This window comes from Trichocoleus sp. DQ-A1, assembly GCF_039961955.1.
Lineage (GTDB): Bacteria > Cyanobacteriota > Cyanobacteriia > Cyanobacteriales > FACHB-T130 > FACHB-T130.
The window spans coordinates 1-17047 of sequence record NZ_JAMPKE010000033.1 but is presented as its reverse complement, the minus strand read 5'-3'; the positions used below and the strand labels follow the sequence as shown (position 1 = coordinate 17047).

The 17047-nt window shown below is 47.7% G+C and carries 10 protein-coding genes and 1 tRNA gene; 4 read left to right on the top strand and 7 right to left on the bottom strand.

Going from position 1 to position 17047, the window contains the following annotated elements; translation table 11 throughout:
* The first annotated feature begins 3 nt into the window (after positions 1–3).
* On the top strand, positions 4–1380 hold the full coding sequence (locus NDI33_RS22415) for a right-handed parallel beta-helix repeat-containing protein (RefSeq protein WP_190527266.1): 1377 nt from the start codon (positions 4–6) through the stop codon (positions 1378–1380).
* 257 nt (positions 1381–1637) lie between these two features.
* On the opposite strand, the gene NDI33_RS22410 is transcribed toward NDI33_RS22415, so the two are convergent.
* Together NDI33_RS22410 and NDI33_RS22405 are read right to left on the bottom strand one after the other, a co-directional pair.
* Complete coding sequence (locus tag NDI33_RS22410) at positions 1638–2714, bottom strand: M23 family metallopeptidase (RefSeq protein ID WP_348245670.1); 1077 nt, start codon at positions 2712–2714, stop codon at positions 1638–1640.
* Positions 2715–2746: 32 nt separating this feature from the next.
* Positions 2747–4078, bottom strand: a complete 1332-nt coding sequence (locus tag NDI33_RS22405) for a homoserine dehydrogenase (protein ID WP_190675428.1) — start codon at positions 4076–4078, stop codon at positions 2747–2749.
* A gap of 200 nt (positions 4079–4278) precedes the next feature.
* Between NDI33_RS22405 and NDI33_RS22400 the strand changes: the two genes are divergently transcribed.
* The gene (locus NDI33_RS22400; protein WP_199302412.1) at positions 4279–5682 is read left to right on the top strand and encodes a TPM domain-containing protein; all 1404 of its coding nucleotides are present in this window, start codon (positions 4279–4281) and stop codon (positions 5680–5682) included.
* 192 nt (positions 5683–5874) lie between these two features.
* On the opposite strand, the gene NDI33_RS22395 is transcribed toward NDI33_RS22400, so the two are convergent.
* The 5 genes from NDI33_RS22395 to NDI33_RS22375 form a co-directional block, all read right to left on the bottom strand.
* Positions 5875–6348, bottom strand: coding sequence for a hypothetical protein (locus NDI33_RS22395; protein ID WP_242030517.1), 474 nt, complete (start codon positions 6346–6348; stop codon positions 5875–5877).
* 237 nt (positions 6349–6585) lie between these two features.
* On the bottom strand, positions 6586–8025 hold the full coding sequence (gene gltX, locus NDI33_RS22390) for a glutamate--tRNA ligase (protein ID WP_190675426.1): 1440 nt from the start codon (positions 8023–8025) through the stop codon (positions 6586–6588).
* Positions 8026–8139: 114 nt separating this feature from the next.
* Positions 8140–8213 (bottom strand) — tRNA-Asp (locus NDI33_RS22385).
* A gap of 177 nt (positions 8214–8390) precedes the next feature.
* A complete protein-coding gene (locus NDI33_RS22380; RefSeq protein ID WP_190667717.1) occupies positions 8391–9608 on the bottom strand; it encodes an esterase-like activity of phytase family protein in 1218 nt (405 codons plus the stop codon).
* Between the two features lie 115 nt (positions 9609–9723).
* On the bottom strand, positions 9724–11250 hold the full coding sequence (locus NDI33_RS22375; RefSeq protein WP_190675424.1) for a TM0106 family RecB-like putative nuclease: 1527 nt from the start codon (positions 11248–11250) through the stop codon (positions 9724–9726).
* A gap of 191 nt (positions 11251–11441) precedes the next feature.
* Here NDI33_RS22375 and NDI33_RS22370 point away from each other — a divergent pair, with 191 nt between their 5' ends.
* Positions 11442–15305 carry a CHAT domain-containing protein gene (locus NDI33_RS22370; protein ID WP_190675422.1) on the top strand — a complete coding sequence of 1288 codons (3864 nt, stop codon included), beginning with the start codon at positions 11442–11444 and terminating at the stop codon, positions 15303–15305.
* 665 nt (positions 15306–15970) lie between these two features.
* The gene (locus NDI33_RS22365) at positions 15971–16609 is read left to right on the top strand and encodes a PEP-CTERM sorting domain-containing protein (RefSeq protein ID WP_190667723.1); all 639 of its coding nucleotides are present in this window, start codon (positions 15971–15973) and stop codon (positions 16607–16609) included.
* Positions 16610–17047: the final 438 nt, after the last annotated feature.

Here is a 17047-nt window from a genome sequence, read left to right as displayed (position 1 = left end):
AAAATGTCTAAAGTACACTCTTCTGGATTGAGCCTGCTGTTGATTTTTAGTGCCTCGACGGTTAGCGTCGGACTAGTAACAAAACCAGCACTCGCTATTACCACCTACTACGTTGCGACGAATGGTAGTGATAGTAATTCTGGAAGCCAAAACAGCCCATTTGCCACTATCAGTCACGCAGCTTATAAGGCAAAGGCTGGCGACACGGTATATGTACGGGGAGGCACCTACAGCTTTACGAAAGAACAATACATTGGCAGCATCGGCACCGCCAGCAGTCCGATTAGCTACCAATCCTATCCAGGCGAGAAAGCAATTTTAGATGGCACTAAAACGCCAAGCAACACCAACATCGTGAATCTAGCTGGCGCATACAACATCTTCAAGGGCTTTGAAGTAAAGAACTCCAAATTTACAGGCATTGTGTCCTGGGGCGGCAACAACCTCCAGATCCTCAACAACACCGTTTACAACTCCTACAAGAACGGTATCTTTGTTGGTTACGACAAAGATATGACCACAGCCTCAAACATCCGAATCGACGGCAACACCGTTTATATGAATTGCCTTGCGAATAAAAGCCGTACCCTTGCTGATGGTTGGGATCAGGGGATCGCTAGTGGCAGAGCAAGCAATGTCACCATCAGCAACAACCACGTGTATCAGAACTACGGTGAGGGGATCGACTTTATTTTGACTAAGGGCGGTGTAGCTTCTGGTAATAAGGTGTATGACAACTACAGCGTGAATCTATACCTGGACAACGCTACTGACATCACGGTAGAGCGCAACCACATTTACACCACCAACAACACAAACTTTTACCGAGACGGTAAACCAGCGAGTGGGATTCAGGCATCCAATGAATACTACGATTTTTCCAACCCAGTGAATAACATTAAAATCCGCAACAATATCGTCATTGGGGGACTTACAGGCTTTGCCTATTTTTCAAATTACGGCAGAGGCGGAGGGTTGAAGAACTTTGTTATCGCCAACAATACCTTTTACAAAGCGACGCGAGCCATGCTCCTGATCCATAGCGATCCAGGTCATACAAACAATCTGATTGCCAACAACATTTTCTCCCAAACTGGCAGTGTCGCGATGACAGAAATTCCAGCCAAAACGGGATTGGCATTTCAGAATAACTCTTGGTATGGTGGCAGTGCTGGTATTGCTGTGGGTACCGGCGATATCACTGCCAACCCGTTGCTGGTAAATCCGGGAACTACAGTGGCAACTGACTACAAGCTTCAGCCTGGTTCCCTAGCCATTGAAAGAGGTACTACGCTTACTCAAGTCACGAATGATTATGCAGGATCGAGCCGCCCGCTAGGGCTAAAGCATGACATTGGGGCTTACGAATATTTCAAGTAGAAGAGTAATGATTTTTTAACGCAAAGGGCAATCTGGGAAAGGGCAAAGTTACGCAGAGGAACTACAAGTTTTTGCAATTACTAAGTCTTTTCCCTAGCCTTCTGTGCATAAAAAAATCCTACTGACGAATTAAGACAAATCTTTCTGGATGATGCTCTACATTAAATATCCCCTACCCTCAAAAAAGGGTGAGCTGTATGTAGTGCATCAAAACAGAAATGGGATGAGTCAAACTAGCTGCAAGCACAGATTCCCGATTATCTATTAACAGTTACTTGCTGAAGATAGGGTTGTGGATCTTGTGCCACCCAGCCTAAATTCGAGTTGTAGCGCAACTCAAAATGCAGATGGGGTTTGTCTACGTCAGGGAGTCCTGTGGTACCAACCGTTCCCAGGACATCCCCCTGGTTAACTTGTTTACCACGACTAGCATCAATGGTTGCAAGGTGAGCATAACGGGTTTGGCGTCCTCCCGGATGATTAATGACGACTAAATTGCCAGAGTCTCCGCGATCGCCAATAAAGGCTACAGTTCCCTTATCCACTGCTAGCACGGGTGTCCCGACTTCTGCCAACAAATCAATACCGCTGTGAAAAGCAACTTGATTGCTTCGAGGATTTAGCTGCCAACCATAACCCAGTGCGATCGCTGTCGTTGCGGGTAAGGGATATTGGGCTAGTTTTCGGTTGTTACGTCCAGCCAGACTTGCAGGCGACCAATTTACCCCAGGGATGAATACAACTCTAGGATTTTTCTGGCAACCGTTCGCCTCATAGAGTACATCGGCACGAATTCGGTAGGTTTTGGCTACATCTTGCCAAGTTTTCCTAGCCGGAACTTCGACGCGAATGCCATTGTAAGGCGGAATCAAAATTTCTGCCCCTACGGGTGCTTTGCCTTGTCGCAAAGACGGATTGATGCCGATCAAAGTAGTAGGAATGAGATTGTATTGGCTGGCAATACTTTCTAAAGTTTCACCAGCGGCAACTTTGTGGCGAATCAAGCGTTCTAAAACTGGCGGTGGGCACATTTGTTTGTCACCCTTCCCCTCAGTTGCAGGAGGCGATAAAAGGGTAGGTACAGCGAGAATGTCTTCAGCTACAGAGGATTTTGAAAATACCGCTGAAAAAAGGCAAAAAGAAACCGGAAGGAGGAAGAAAAAACTGAATTTTTGCTTTTTTCCTAACATTTCTAAGATGCGATCGCAATATCCATTCGCTTTTTTGATGCCATATTTGAGATTCCCCCAACCCCCGCGCTGACGCACCGCTGCGCTTAAACCAAAGCGGATAAAACAGGAGCGATCGCTGTATTTTAGGGAAGCTGTATTCATTCGCCTCTCTACATCTTTCGCCACTTGTCTCCTCATAAAACTCGCAAAATGCTGGGAATACTGTCTATCGTATCTAACGTGCGAATTTCATCCAGGGCTTGTCGAAAGTTGCCTTCCCGGACATCGTGAGTCACGACGACAATTTCGGCAAGTTCGCCGTGGATACCAGTTTGCACCACAGATTCAAGACTCACCTGGTAATTGCCGAAACTGGTGCCCAACTTACCAATAACGCCCGGACGATCCCGTGTCAAGAAACGAGCGTAAAACCGCGTAACTAGCTCCTCCATCGGGGCGATCGCGCAGTAATCTTGATGGGAACAGCTTAATAGTGGATGCAGTTTGGCAGCATCTCCACCACTTTTCAAAATGGCAGCAATATTTAAAATATCCGAGACAACGGCGCTGGCAGTGGGACCGGAACCCGCCCCACGTCCGTAAAACATCACCTGCCCAATCGGTTCGCCTTCTACGAGAATTGCGTTATAGACGCCGCTGATACTGGCAAGCGGGTGAGTTTTGGGTACGAGAGTTGGATGAACTCTGACTTGTAGAGACGCCAAATTTCCCGTTTCTCTGTCTAGAGTTTCTTTCTCCGGTGCCGGTACATCTTGTTTAGCGATCGCTAATAATTTGATCGTAAAGCCGAGTTTTTCCGCATAGGCAATATCGGCGGCGCTGACCTTAGAAATCCCCTCACAGTATATTTCTGGCAGCTTGATGCGTCCCCCAAACGCTAAGGAAGCCAAAATCGCCATCTTGTCAGCAGCATCTAAACCGTCTACATCAGCCGTTGGATCGGCTTCTGCATAGCCCAACTGCTGGGCATCTGCCAGAATCTCGTTAAATTCACCCCCCTCGGTTTGCATCCGACTGAGGATGTAGTTCGTGGTGCCATTGACAATGCCAGTCACCGAATGAATCCGGTTGACACTTAGCGCCTGCTTCAGGGGTTGAATCACCGGGATGCCGCCCCCAACGGCTGCCTCTAGCATCACATAGACGCCTGCTTGATTCGCCGCCGTAAAAATTTCATCGCCGTAGCGAGAAATCACCGCCTTGTTTGCCGTGACAACGTGCTTACCATTGGCGATCGCTTTGAGGATAAGCGATCGCGCGGGTTCTAAGCCTCCCATCACCTCCACCACAATGTCTACATGAGGGTCGGTGACAATCGATTCCAAATCGGTCGTCAGCAAGCTTTCTGACATTTCTACGAGTCGGGGCTTATCTAGCGATCGCACTCCCACCCGATAAACTTCTATTTCTTGCAGCAGCGGATGACGCCTTTGCGGATCTAGCAAAATTTGTGCCGTACCCGTGCCGACTGTCCCCAGTCCCAGTAATCCAATTTTAAAAGCCACAACCGTTATCCTGAATTTTAACTCTACAGCGCTTGTAATTTACTTGTAATTTAGCTTTTCGGCTCTGCCTCCATCGCGTTGGCAATGCTAACACAGGGGATGCTACCAACACCCTTCCCATCATCGCCCCGAACAGTGAGCCAAAAACTGAGCAAAAGAGTGAACCGAATTGCCGATCCACCTGAGACATTCTAGAGGTGATGGCACCCATTACAGTTGTTGAGTTGCGATCGCTTATGCTCAAACAAATTGCTCTTGCTGGTTTTGCGAGTTTCACTGTTGCTGCCTTCCCAGTCGTCAGCAAGGCTTTAACCGTTCAGGAAGTTCCCAATCCCCGGCAAGTCAATGGTGGCTGGGTGACAGACATGGCGGATATGCTCAGTCCGGCGACGGAAGCACAACTCAACCAGATCATCTCAGATTTAGAGGCAAAAAATAGCAGTGAAATCGCGGTAGTAACGGTACCAGAGACTGCACCTTCTGCTACTCCCAAGGCGTTCGCTACGGCGCTATTTAATTATTGGGGCATTGGCAAGCAAGGGCGGGACAACGGGGTGCTGCTGCTGATTTCTCAGCGGGAACGTCGCGTAGAAATCGAAACGGGTTACAGTATCGAGTCGATTCTCTCCGATGCGCGTGTTAGCAAAATTATCCAACAAGAAATCACGCCGCGATTTAAGCAGGGCGACTTTAACGGTGGCACCCTGGCGGGAACGCAAGCACTGATTGTAGAGTTGAGAGCGGGTGAACTGCCAACCAATGCTGCCGCAAATCAACAAAATTCCAACATGGGGATTCCTTGGGAAGTATTTGCGATTGGCGGAGTCGTGGTAGTTGCCGCCATCTGTGGCGGTGTTCTCGTTTTGATGATTCGGAGTTTCGTGAATTGGTTAAATCGTCCCGTCCTAATTGAACCAGAAGGGCGATCGCGTAGCTACAAACTTTGGGGAGGCGAAAAGCAATTACACTGCGCTCATTGCCAGCAACCCATGCAAAAACTAGACCCCGTTTTAGTGCTGCCCCATCTCACCCCAGCAGAACAAGTGGCACAAAATCTCGGTAGCGTCGAATTTGAAGGCTGGCAATGTCCCAAATGTCATCCTCATCTAACCGGAATGGGAATCCATATTCGCGCCTACGTTGCCACAATCAACAAATTTAGTAACTGTCCCATCTGCCAAGAACTGACTGTCGAACGCACCGATCGGATTCTGCAATCTCCGACAATCTACAGCGAAGGTATTCGCCAGATTACCCATAAATGTCACTGCTGTTTTGATTGTCGGGAAACAGAGGAAATCATTCCCTCTTTGACTCCCCCACGTCCCACCACGCCTAACATTAGCGTCAGGAGTTCTAGCAATCTCTATACCGTAAGTAACGACAGCTATAGCAACTTTAGTTCAGATACCAATACCAGTAGCTATAGCACCGGCAACTATGACAGTAGTAGCGACAACACTAGCAACAGTAGCAGTTGCGACAATAGCAGCAATAGCTGGAGTTCTGACAGCGGTAGTAGCTCCAGCACTGATAGTAGCTACAGTAGCAGTGATTTTGGCGGCGGGAGCAGTGGCGGTGGCGGTGGCGGTAGCGACTGGTAAGGACTGGTAGGGGCTGGTAGCGATCGCACCCCGCTTTTCCGGGAAGGATTCAACTGTATTTCCCCCGCGCCGCCTGCAAAGAGGGGGTTGGGGGTGAGGTTCCAAGTGTGTATTCCAACACAGTAAGAACCGCAACTAGAGTCGCCCTTCATCCGCGAAAAGTGCATTGGACGCAAGTAAAAAATGCGCTAATTAACGCCGGAAGGGGCCAGGATTGAGTAAGTTGACTTCAGTAATTTTGATAATGTAGGGGTTGAATTTGCTTTTATCGTAAGATCCCACCCAAATTCCGTAAGTTCCTGGTTGCCACTGACCAGCAATGCCAGGGTTTTTGCCTTCATACTCATCATTGCACCAGCTGCCACCAGGTCCCTTGATCACGAGGGTAGTGTCTTCTGGGCTTTGCACTTGGATGGATAGAAAGTTGAAAAACGAAGTTAAAACTACAGTGTGATCGGGCTTATCGTCCGTAAACCCAACACATGGCCCGGTAGCGGTTTCGCTGCGACCTGCAATTTTTTGGGCTGCTATTTCGCCGCCACTGATACCCCGAATCGTCAACGGATCGGGCGAAAACCGGGGACCGAGGGTGACATTCTCGAATATGGGCGGGGATTGTACGGATTGGGCTTGCACCCTCGAAAGGCTCAACACTCCTACCGCCATCAGGGCTATGGTTGTGATGCCTGCCCAGAGGGACTTTCCTACCGATTTTTCCCCTAAATTGGGTACGGGTTTGTACATCCTCACTTCCAAAAACGGCACCTTGTTACCGATTATGTAACGGCTCTAGTTGTAGCAGTGACGATAGTATCCCATAAGAAGTTCCAAAGAAGAAGCCAAAAGCCTTCTCAGGCTGAGCTTGAGAAGGCTTGCAAAAGAAAAAGAAAGAAGATTTTCAGTTTACTTTTCTAGGGCTTGCTGTAAACGTAGCTTGTCCAGACCCCGCTGATTCAGGATCAACCAAGATTGAATCAAATCAGGACCATGCAAATCGCCGGTTAGAGCTGCGCGGAAACTTCGCATCACTAATCCTTTCTTCAGATTCTTCTCCTTGGTCAGCTGTTTGATGATGTCTTGGGCACCCTCTGCTGTCAAGGTTTGATGATTTTCCAGGGCGTCCAAAATCGCCTGCAAAGCGGTTTCGGTGCCGTCCTGCTGCAACTGAGTCAGTCCCTCTTCGCTGTAGGCTACGGTCTGGCTAAAGAATATCCGGCTCATCTCGACTGCATCCTGCAAGCGCGTCAGGCTGGCACTCAGCAGGCTGGTTAACTGCTCTAACCAAGGGCGATCGCTTATCGGGTCAAATTCGTATCCAGCCGCCTGCCAGTAGGGAATCAGCTGATTTAATAGCTCATCTATCGGCATCTTGTGCAGATACTGACTGTTAAGCCAATTCAGCTTATCCCAGTCAAATTTTGCCCCTGCCTTATTGACTCTCTCAAAGCCGAACTGTTGAGCTGCTTCTGGCAGAGTAAAGATTTCCTTGGTGGAATCTGGGGGCGTCCATCCCAACAATGTCATGTAATTCGCCAAGGCTTCAGGCGTGTAGCCCATTTGCTGGAAGTCGGAAATGGAAGTGACGCCATCCCGCTTCGAGAGCTTTTTGCCTTCCTTGTTCAAAATCAATGGCGTATGGGCAAATTCCGGGATCGCGCTTCCCAGCGCTTCATAGAGCAAAATTTGCTTAGCTGTATTAGCAATATGGTCTTCTCCCCGGATGACATGGGTGATCCGCATATCAATGTCATCCACCACCACTGCCAAATTGTACAGCGGCTGACCCACTGAATCGTCTGAGGCACGAGCAATCACCATATCGCCGCCGAGGTCGCTGGCTTTCCAGCTAACTTTGCCGCGTACCAGATCGTTCCAGGAGATCTCCCGGTCATCATCAATTTTGAAGCGAAGCACCGGACGACGCCCTTCGGCTTCAAAAGCCGCTTGTTGTTCTGGCGTCAAGTTCCGATGGCGGTTGTCATAACGGGGAGCCTCTTTTCTTGCCGCTTGCGCTGTCCGCAATTCGTCTAGTTCGGCTTCGCTGGTGTAGCAGCGATAAGCATAGCCCTTATCTACGAGAGTTTGAATGGCTTTGCGGTACAGGTCGAGGCGCTTGGATTGAAAAAATGGCCCCTCATCCCAGGTCATTCCCATCCATTTCAGACCATCAAGGATGTTTTGAGTATATTCGGGGCGCGATCGCGCTTCATCGGTGTCTTCTATTCGCAGGATGAACTCGCCGCCATGATGGCGAGCAAACAGCCAGTTAAATACAGCGGTTCTCGCCGTCCCAATATGTAAGTTCCCAGTAGGACTTGGTGCAATCCGAACTCTAACGGTCACAGCAGATTCTCTCAAAAGGTTTCTATATTTGTTGTAGCTGCTAGTTGTAGCTGCTAATAATTGTAGGGGCAGGTTTCAACACCTAACCCCTACTAACTTTTCTACTACTTTTTACGGGACTGACGGGGCTCGAACCCGCAACTTCCGCCGTGACAGGGCGGTGCTCTAACCAATTGAACTACAGTCCCTTGTTTTCCGAGCCATTAACGATTATGTCGAGTCTCGTTGGATTTGTCAACCCCTTTTTTTCATTCCCTTTCGAATGGTGGGGTAGACACGGCTTTTTTGGTCTCGTGCCAAGGCGCAAAGACGCTAAAACGTTGCTTCATTTGGCGTCTTTGCATCTTAGCGCGATATTGTCCGGATTAACTATGAATGTGGCGCTTGACTTTAATGCTCACAAGTGCTGCAAATACCAAGCCTGCGAGTGCCGAAGGTTCCGGGACAGAACGATGCGCCGCTGATTTGGTGGCAATGCCAAAGGCGAGTACCTGGGTAAACTGAATCGGGCTAAAGTTGTTATCGCTAACTACAATCAGCGACTTTCGCCCATCCGCCAAATCAGGGCCAAAAGTCAAACCTTCAATATTATCGAGCGTCACACCTAACTTCTCAAAATCAAGCAGCAGTTTTTTCTGAGCTGGTTTGATAGTGTTGAGGTTGATTGCACTGAGGCTGTTAATACTGCTAATATCGGTTGCCTTTTCTAAAGACACCTCAAACAGCTTGATTGTGTTCCCCACTCCAGTAGAAAAAGACCGTTCTAAGCTAAGAAACGTATCTTCATTCACTGCTAACAAATCTACTAAACCATTGGTCTTGAAACTATTAACAGGATTGGGTGCTGCGGCAACTGGCTCGGTAACGTATAAAAATTCCTGTTCCGGCTTCCCAGTTACGAGGTTATATTTTAAGATTCGCGAAGGACTTGCCACCTTGATGTCAGCGACAGCACCATCCTGAACCAAGGCATTTTCTGTAGCTGTAAACAAATACTTTTGGTCAGGGGTAAGCGTCAAGCTTTCAAAGGCTAAATTATTGCGAATTCCGCTATCTTTAGCCGCTGTTGGTAAAAACTTCTGAGGAATTGGCAGGGTTTGAAGTTGCTGACCTGCCAAAGAAAATTCATTGACGAAAGGATTAATTAATTGGTTCGCATCTCCTTCAGAAGAGATAAATAGACTTCCCTTGCTACTTAAGGCAATCCCTTCGGAGTCAAGACTTAAAGGAGCAAAAGGTTGATTGTTTATATTCAACAAGGTCGTTACATCTACAGGCGTCACCCCACCCTGCTTTAAAGAACCCTGAGAGATATCAATTTTGAGGGTATAAAACCGAGATGGTGCCTTTTCACTTCGGTCATCAGAAATGCTGTAATAAACGTTTTTACTGGCATCGTAAGTAATTCCTGATAGCCCTCCCAATTCAGTTCCCTGAAATGAAAAACCAGTCGAAAAAGTGGATTGTCCTAAGTAATCAACGCCGGTTATTTTGAATGCCTGAGCGGGATGTGCTGTCAGAATTGCAGCGGTTAATCCACCAATAAAACAGAAAGATGTAAAAAATTTATCGATCTTGCTCATGATTGCCAGTGTTAAATTAAGCCATTTACACCAGCACCGTATCATCATAAAAATAAGATTTTTTTAAGAGAAGGTTATAAGAGAGTCGAATTGGAAAAATTTGGTGCTGGAACGGTTACTCCCGTGCATCCAAATGAGACGCATCCTGCATAAAGTCTACCAGCCAGTCTTTCAGGTGACGGGTAGCGCGGCAATCGTCCTCGTTGTAGCGCAGAATGGCGTCGAGGAAAGTGCGATCGCGTGTTTTTAACCATTGGTCGTACCAATAGATACACACTTGTCCATTCGCCCCCGCATCGCGCCACTCAAAACCCAACCAATGCGCGATCGCTTTTAAAGCATAACTTTCGACGGGCAGTGTCACCATCCCTGTTACCCACTCGTGGATATCCACAAAGCGCGATAGCACCGGACGTAGCCTCTCCAGCGGGGTGTTGTAGCATTTAGCCAGCCGCTTCATCGTCAGGATTTCGTAGTCGCAGAAATGGAAAATGGGAGCCTGAGGATAAGTCCAAACCAAATCTAAAAATTGCTGCCAAACCAATTCTTCGTCGCTGGGTTGTTCTGCTAAGAAAGGATAAAACGTTTCTGTATTAGCTTGACGGTCTACCACTAAAACTCCCAGCAGATAATCCAGTTCTAGCGACGGTTCTGCTTCAATATCAAAGTAAAGTTCGATAGGTGAAAGGAGAGAAGATGGATTGTCCATCACCCATTCTGCTGTTTTAGTGGTTTTAGCGATCGCAAAGGGTTTCTCCAGAAGCATCGCCCGATTCTGTACCACCGATTGCGCTTGCTGTACTAGCTGTTGCGCTACCTCCTCTCCCAAAGCTGGCTCCAAAAAAGCCGGACTGACACTCGCCAAAGACTCCCGACTCGTCAGTTCAAGCGTCTGCAAATGCTGATAGCGACTTGGTGTTACACCCGGAATCAAAGAGAGATGTTGCTGTTCTTGAGCGATCGCATAGCAGTGATTTAACCAAGGGCAAAGATTGCACCGCTGACGGGTAATGAACACCTCTGGCTCTTGCCGAGACAGGAGCATTTCGATACACTCCTCTACAAGTGCCTGCATCATCGGCACCCATTTACTCAAATTGACTGCATAAGCCTTTTTTTCCCGTAATTGCAGCCAAACCGTATCCGGCATAACGCCCTGAACAGATGCCAGCAGATGGGCGTGAAAAGCTGCAACCGTTTGATATTCCAGCTTAGGACGCCGACCTAAATGAATGTCACTGGGAACGTAAATCCAATCGCCAAAGTTTGATTGTCCGGGTTGTTTAACCAAGAAATCAGGACAACTCACGAGGGTCACTGTCTTCGGAAGGTGCAAGAAGGATTCATCCTTTATCCCTACTCCTTCCTCTTTCAGAAGCACGCCTCGGTAAATTAGCTCAACGCCTTCTTGCATCAAGGCAATGGTGGCATTCGCACCAGCGTGCCAATCTCCCCAAGCGTAATTGGGTTTGTGATAAGTCTGTCCCGCCAGAACGGTTTGCTGGAGAGCATACCGATCCTGTTGCAATTTGGCGCGAAAATCACTTTGAAAATCCTGCTGGGTAGGATCTCCATATAAATCGAGAAAAGACCGGCGACTACAACGTTGGTAGTGCCGCAACATATTAACAGTTAGCAGCATGACTTCAAGCTAACAGAGAATGAGTGAGCTTTCGCGATCGCTCTTATCGCACTCAGACTAAATGACACTAGACAAACAAAGCCTGATGAGAGCGGACTTGTAAAGATACGATTTATCGCGTCTCTACGTGTAGATTTTGACAGCGCACCATCGGTTAGAGTAGTGGCGATTTTGAGCGTGAGGGTGTAGGCATGGCTAAGCGCAGCAAACGGCAGTTGATTGGGTGGCGATCGCTCTCATTTTTACTTCGTATATCGTTTTCAGCTTCTGTCTATCGTAGTTTGGCTTTATTTGTAGCTGTTCTATTGTTGTCATCAGTGGAGGCACAAGCAACAAGCGTTTCAATTGCCCAACAGCCAGCGACTTCCTCGCCAAATGCAACGACTACTGATGAGCAACAAACTTACGAACAGGGACTGCAACTGATAAAGCAAGGACAACAACTAGAGAAACAAGGAACGGTAGAATCTCAGCAACAAGCGCTTGCCAAATACGAAGAAGCACTCTCTATTTGGCAGCAATTGGCGGTTAACGAAGCTCCGCCGTATGAGGCTCGCAGTTGGGAAGCACTGACTCTTTCTCTCATCGGTACCATCTACGATGGTGACCAAGACGAGCCTCAGAAGGCGCTGGACTATTTCGAGCGGGGGTTAGCTGTCAGGCGCGAGTTGAAAAACCGCCTTCAGGACGCGATCGCTCGTGCCTCAATGGATAATGCTGGCTCCAACTCAAACGACAAACAAAAACTGCTCGACACTTACAAGCAAGCACTTGCATTCACCAACGTTGAGGAAGCTTCCCTACTCAATTCCCTCGGTGGTGTTTACTTCGAGTTAGGCAAAAAGCAAGAAGCACTGGAATATTACAGACAAGCGCTGTCGCTGCTTCGAGCTGAGAAAAAACCCTCTCGTGAAGCTGATACACTGAGCTTCATCGCTAATGTCTACTTTCAGTCAGGCGAGACTCAATCAAGCCTCAACTTCTACAATCAAGCACTGGAGATTCAACGTGCCGAGAAGGATATCGCCGCACAAGCCCGAACGCTCGGCACTATCGGCATAATTTACATCCAATTGGGCGAATTGCAACAGGCGCTTGCCATTTATAAGCAAGCACTCGAACTCCAGCGAGAAAGGAAGGATTTTGCTGGGCAAGCGGATATCCTTGGGGATATTGGCTGGGTCTACTTCAAATGGGGTCACTATCAGAAGGCGCTGGATTTCCATAACCAAGCGCTGAAACTCTGGCAAGCAGCACAGGGAAATCTATCTGGAACTGATTTAGCCTTCAACTTTACTCAACAAGCTGAGATTCTCAGGAATATCGGCCTCACCTATTCCTTAGGAGGATTTGGCGATCTTGCTAAAGCGCTGGACTTTTTTAACCAAGCGCGATCGCTTTACCAAAAGGCGGGATATCGATACGGGGAAGCGACCCTTCTCTCCTACATCAGCAATACCTACAAACAATTGGGGGAAATGCAGAAAGCCCTCGATGCCTTAAATCAAGCGCTCATGCTGTGCCGTGCCATTTCCAGTCCCACTAAGGAAGCTGTTGCCCTCCGTGACATCGCTGGTATCTATGAGTCAATGGATGAGCCGCAGCAGGCACTGGACTTTTACAACCAAGCCCTCGAAATCCAGCGTCGGGTGAACGATCGCCCTCAACAAGCCGCCACCCTCAACAGTATCGCTAAAGTCTACAGTTCATTGGGCGATTATCAGCTGAGTATTGATACACACAACCAAGCTCTAGAGATATTTAAAAGCATTGGCAATCTCACTAACCAAGCTCTAACTCTTACCAACATTGGTGGTGTCTACCAAGGAGCAAAAAATTATGAAAAAGCGTTGGAATTTCACAATCAATCGCTGGCTCTGGCAAAACAAAATAATGATTTCCCGCAGCAAGTTACCACACTTGTAGGTATTGCTTCAGTTTACCTATCATTAAAGGATTATCCTAAGGCGCTTGATGCAGCTAACCAAATCCTTGCACTGTCACGCGAACAGAATAACCCCTCTTGGGAAGCCTATGCATTTGGGATGAGCGGTGTTGCTTATCTGAAATCGGCGGATTACCAAAAAGCACTGGAAGCCCTGGAAAAGGCAGTGGCTGCGGATCGGAAGGTAGAGGATCACCAAGGAGAAGCCACCCACCTGCGCGATCTGGGTAAGGTTTACAATGCATTGAAGCAGTACGAAAAAGCGCTATCAACCTACGATCGGGTTCTAGCACTGCGGCGGATGTTTGGCGATCGCACGGAGGAAGCATATACACTCTATGAGGTTGCGATTACACAACGCGACAAGGGCAATCTCAACGCAGCCCGTACCCAAATCGAAGCCGCCATCAAAATTGTTGAGGACATACGCACCAGAGTCACCAGCCCAGAACTGCGTACTTCCTACTTTGCCTCCGTGCAGAATTACTACCAGTTCTACATCGACGTGCTGATGCAGTTGCACAAAAAAGAGCCTTATATTGGGTACGATGCTCTGGCACTGCACGCCTCGGAACGCGCTCGTGCCCGGAGTCTTTTGGAACTCCTAACAGAGGCTAACGCTAATATTCGGCAAGGAGTCGAGCCAAAACAGCTGGAACAAGAGCGCACCTTGCAGCAAAAACTTGATGCTGTTGAAAAACGCCGAGTTGAGTTACACAGTAGCAACCCCACTAAAGGACAGCTAGAGAAAATTGAACGAGAACGCGAAAATCTCTTAGAAGAGTATCGACAAGCCCAAGCTGACATCCGCGCTAAAAGTCCCCGCTATGCCGCCCTCACTCAGCCAAAACCCCTCACCTTGGCAGAGATTCAGCAGCAGGTTCTGGATGACGATACGCTGCTTTTGGAATACTCGCTAGGCGAAGAACGCAGCTATCTTTGGGCTGTCACCAAGACAGGCATCACCAGCTACCAACTCCCCAAACGCGCCGAAATTGAGTTAGCGGCACGGGGTTTCTATGATCTTTTGAATACCCCTGGCTATCGCTTGGAAACCCGAAAGCCTATCGATAACCAAAGAGGCATTGCGGTTGAACTCGCTCCTGCTAACACCGAAGTCGTAACCAAACTCAGCCAGATGCTCTTGGGGCAAGTGGCTGGGAAACTAGATAAGAAACGATTACTCATTGTCAGCGAGGGTGCATTGCAGTATGTCCCCTTTGCCGCGCTACCAGTACCAACGCAGCCAAGCACAGAAAACAATGCCAATCCTTCCACCTCACCCACTCCACTGTTAGTCAATTACGAAATCGTCAATCTGCCCTCAGCCTCCACGCTAGCCGTTTTAAGACAAGAACAAGCTGGGCGCAAACCGGCTGCTAAAGCTGTGGCGGTGCTAGCCGATCCCGTCTTCGGCAGTGACGATGAGCGAGTCAATCAAGCAAAAGGGCAGACAGAGAAGCCGCAGAGTATCGGAGAAAACCTTGCACTCAGTGCTTTAGCAAGATCCGCTAGAGAATCGGATGTCACTTTTAAGCGTCTACCCTTTACCCGGCAAGAAGCGGAGGAGATTCTATCCCTGGTACCAGCCGCAGAACGCAAGCAAGCCTTCGATTTTGCTGCCAATCGCGCCTTTGCAACCAACCCAGAACTCAGCCAGTACCGGATCGTGCATTTTGCCACTCATGGCATCCTCAACAGCGTGCATCCAGAATTATCAGGGGTGGTGCTGTCTCTGCTAGATGAAAAAGGGGAATCGCAGAATGGTTTCTTGCGACTGCACGATGTTTTCAATCTCAACTTGCCAGCTGAACTGGTGGTACTGAGTGCTTGCGAAACGGGATTAGGTGAAGAAGTCAAAGGCGAAGGATTAGTAGGCTTGACACGCGGCTTTATGTATGCGGGTACGCCGCGAGTGGTAGTGAGTTTGTGGAGTGTTAGCGATCGCGCAACATCCGAATTGATGACCAAATTTTACAAAGGAATGCTGGAAAAAAATCTACAGCCAGCGGCGGCATTGAGAGCAGCACAGATAGACATGTGGCAAAAAACGGAATGGAAAGCACCCTATTACTGGGCAGCTTTCGTACTGCAAGGCGAGTGGAAATAACAACCGAACTGTATCGCTTCTAGCTCCCTCAGGAGTTACACAGTTGGCTTAAGAATGAAACGAGGAGCCGCCAAGTAGTGACGAACAGCATCTCGCACAATCCTGCGTTGCAATCAGGAAGTTAATGTAATCGGGTTGGTTGACTTTCGCTGGCTTCATTCCTAAGTAGTTCTACCTCACCTCCCCTTTTTTCTCAACTGCGTAACTACTGAATCTTTATGAAGCTGGAATAAAGCTCAACTCTCCACTGATTTCCGGACAAGTTATAAGTTTTAATTATGAATTAAATGAATTTACGTATTTATACTTAGGCAAGCTTTAGAAAAATTGTCCATTTATGATTTATTTTTTTCATCAAGTCTCCCATTTTTACTAACTTTCATGGCTAGACAAGCCGTTGGTAGGTCACTCTAATAAAATTACATTTAATAAGTCTTTACATATATAAGCTGTTTATATATGGATACTTTTTATTTTTTCAGTAAAGTCTACGTGGAATTACTAGAAATTCACAGAGGAGAATAGTAGGCTTCCTTTTACGGCTGAGTTGTATTCAATACCTGGCTAGGGCACCTTTAATTGCAACTTAGTAGGCAAGGAATTCTAACTGCTGGGTCTGTCTACATTCTCGGCTTCAACTTAATTCTGCATGAGAGGAACACTTTATGAGTTTAATGAGAAAAGTTACAGGAATTGTCGGGGGAGCAGCGTTGCTCACAATGGGTATAAATTCAGCTCCCTCTGAAGCTGCTTTGTTGGACTTTTCTTTAAGAAGTTTTAGAAAAGAAATTTCTTTTACTTTAGATACCTCGGTGACAGATCAGGATTCTTCTCCAACCGCTGGTTTCTTCCCAAACGCGATATCAGACCTTAAAATAGACGGTTCGCCAGTTCCATATTCTGATACGGCAAATGTGAATACTAGAGCGACTACTTCTGCGGGGTTTGGCGGTGGAATTGGGCCAGGAGAGTTTTCTAGTTTGAGCTTCTTTTTCAGAGGTTTTGATTTAAATTTACCGGATCCAGTCCCCATTCCTACCTCTTATTTCTTTGTTCTCTGGTTTGATAATTTTTCTTTAGTCAATCAACTCTCTAGTGACCCCAACGACTATGCATTACGCATTGGTTACGGAAGAGAAGATACTATTGGCTCTCTCCGTACAGATATTCCTCCAGAACTGCTAACTGTGACGCTTCGTCAAGCTCCATCTCCCAATCCTGTTCCGGAACCCAGTGCGATGGCAGGTCTTTGTGTCTTAGGCCTGAGCTTCTTATTAAAGAAGACTGCTCAAAAATCTTATTAAAGAAGACTGCTCAAAAAGCTTAAACAGGGCTTACGCAGCAGCAATTTAAACTGAGGAGATCAGCTTCACCAAACTCGACTACTGCCAATATCTACTGAGCAGTCCTGTCAACAACACGGTCACGAAATTGGTCGATCATCTTGAGGGTATTAGGCTCGCTCGTATCAATCGCTATCTGTGTGGCGAGAAGTTGACGCCTCGAAAGTTGTGGGACACTGTGGAACCCCTTCTACAACCGTCCGAGAATGCCTAAGTGCTATTAAATGATACGGGACACCGTGGAACCCCTTCTACAACCGTCCGAGAATGCCTAAGTGCTATTAAATCAGGACTTACGCAGGTACGCTATAGGTAGTGGCATAGGGGCTGATAGAGCTACATCAAAAAAAACTAATTAATTGAGCCTGAGCATGTTAGTCTCAAGTCGAGTAGAGATTG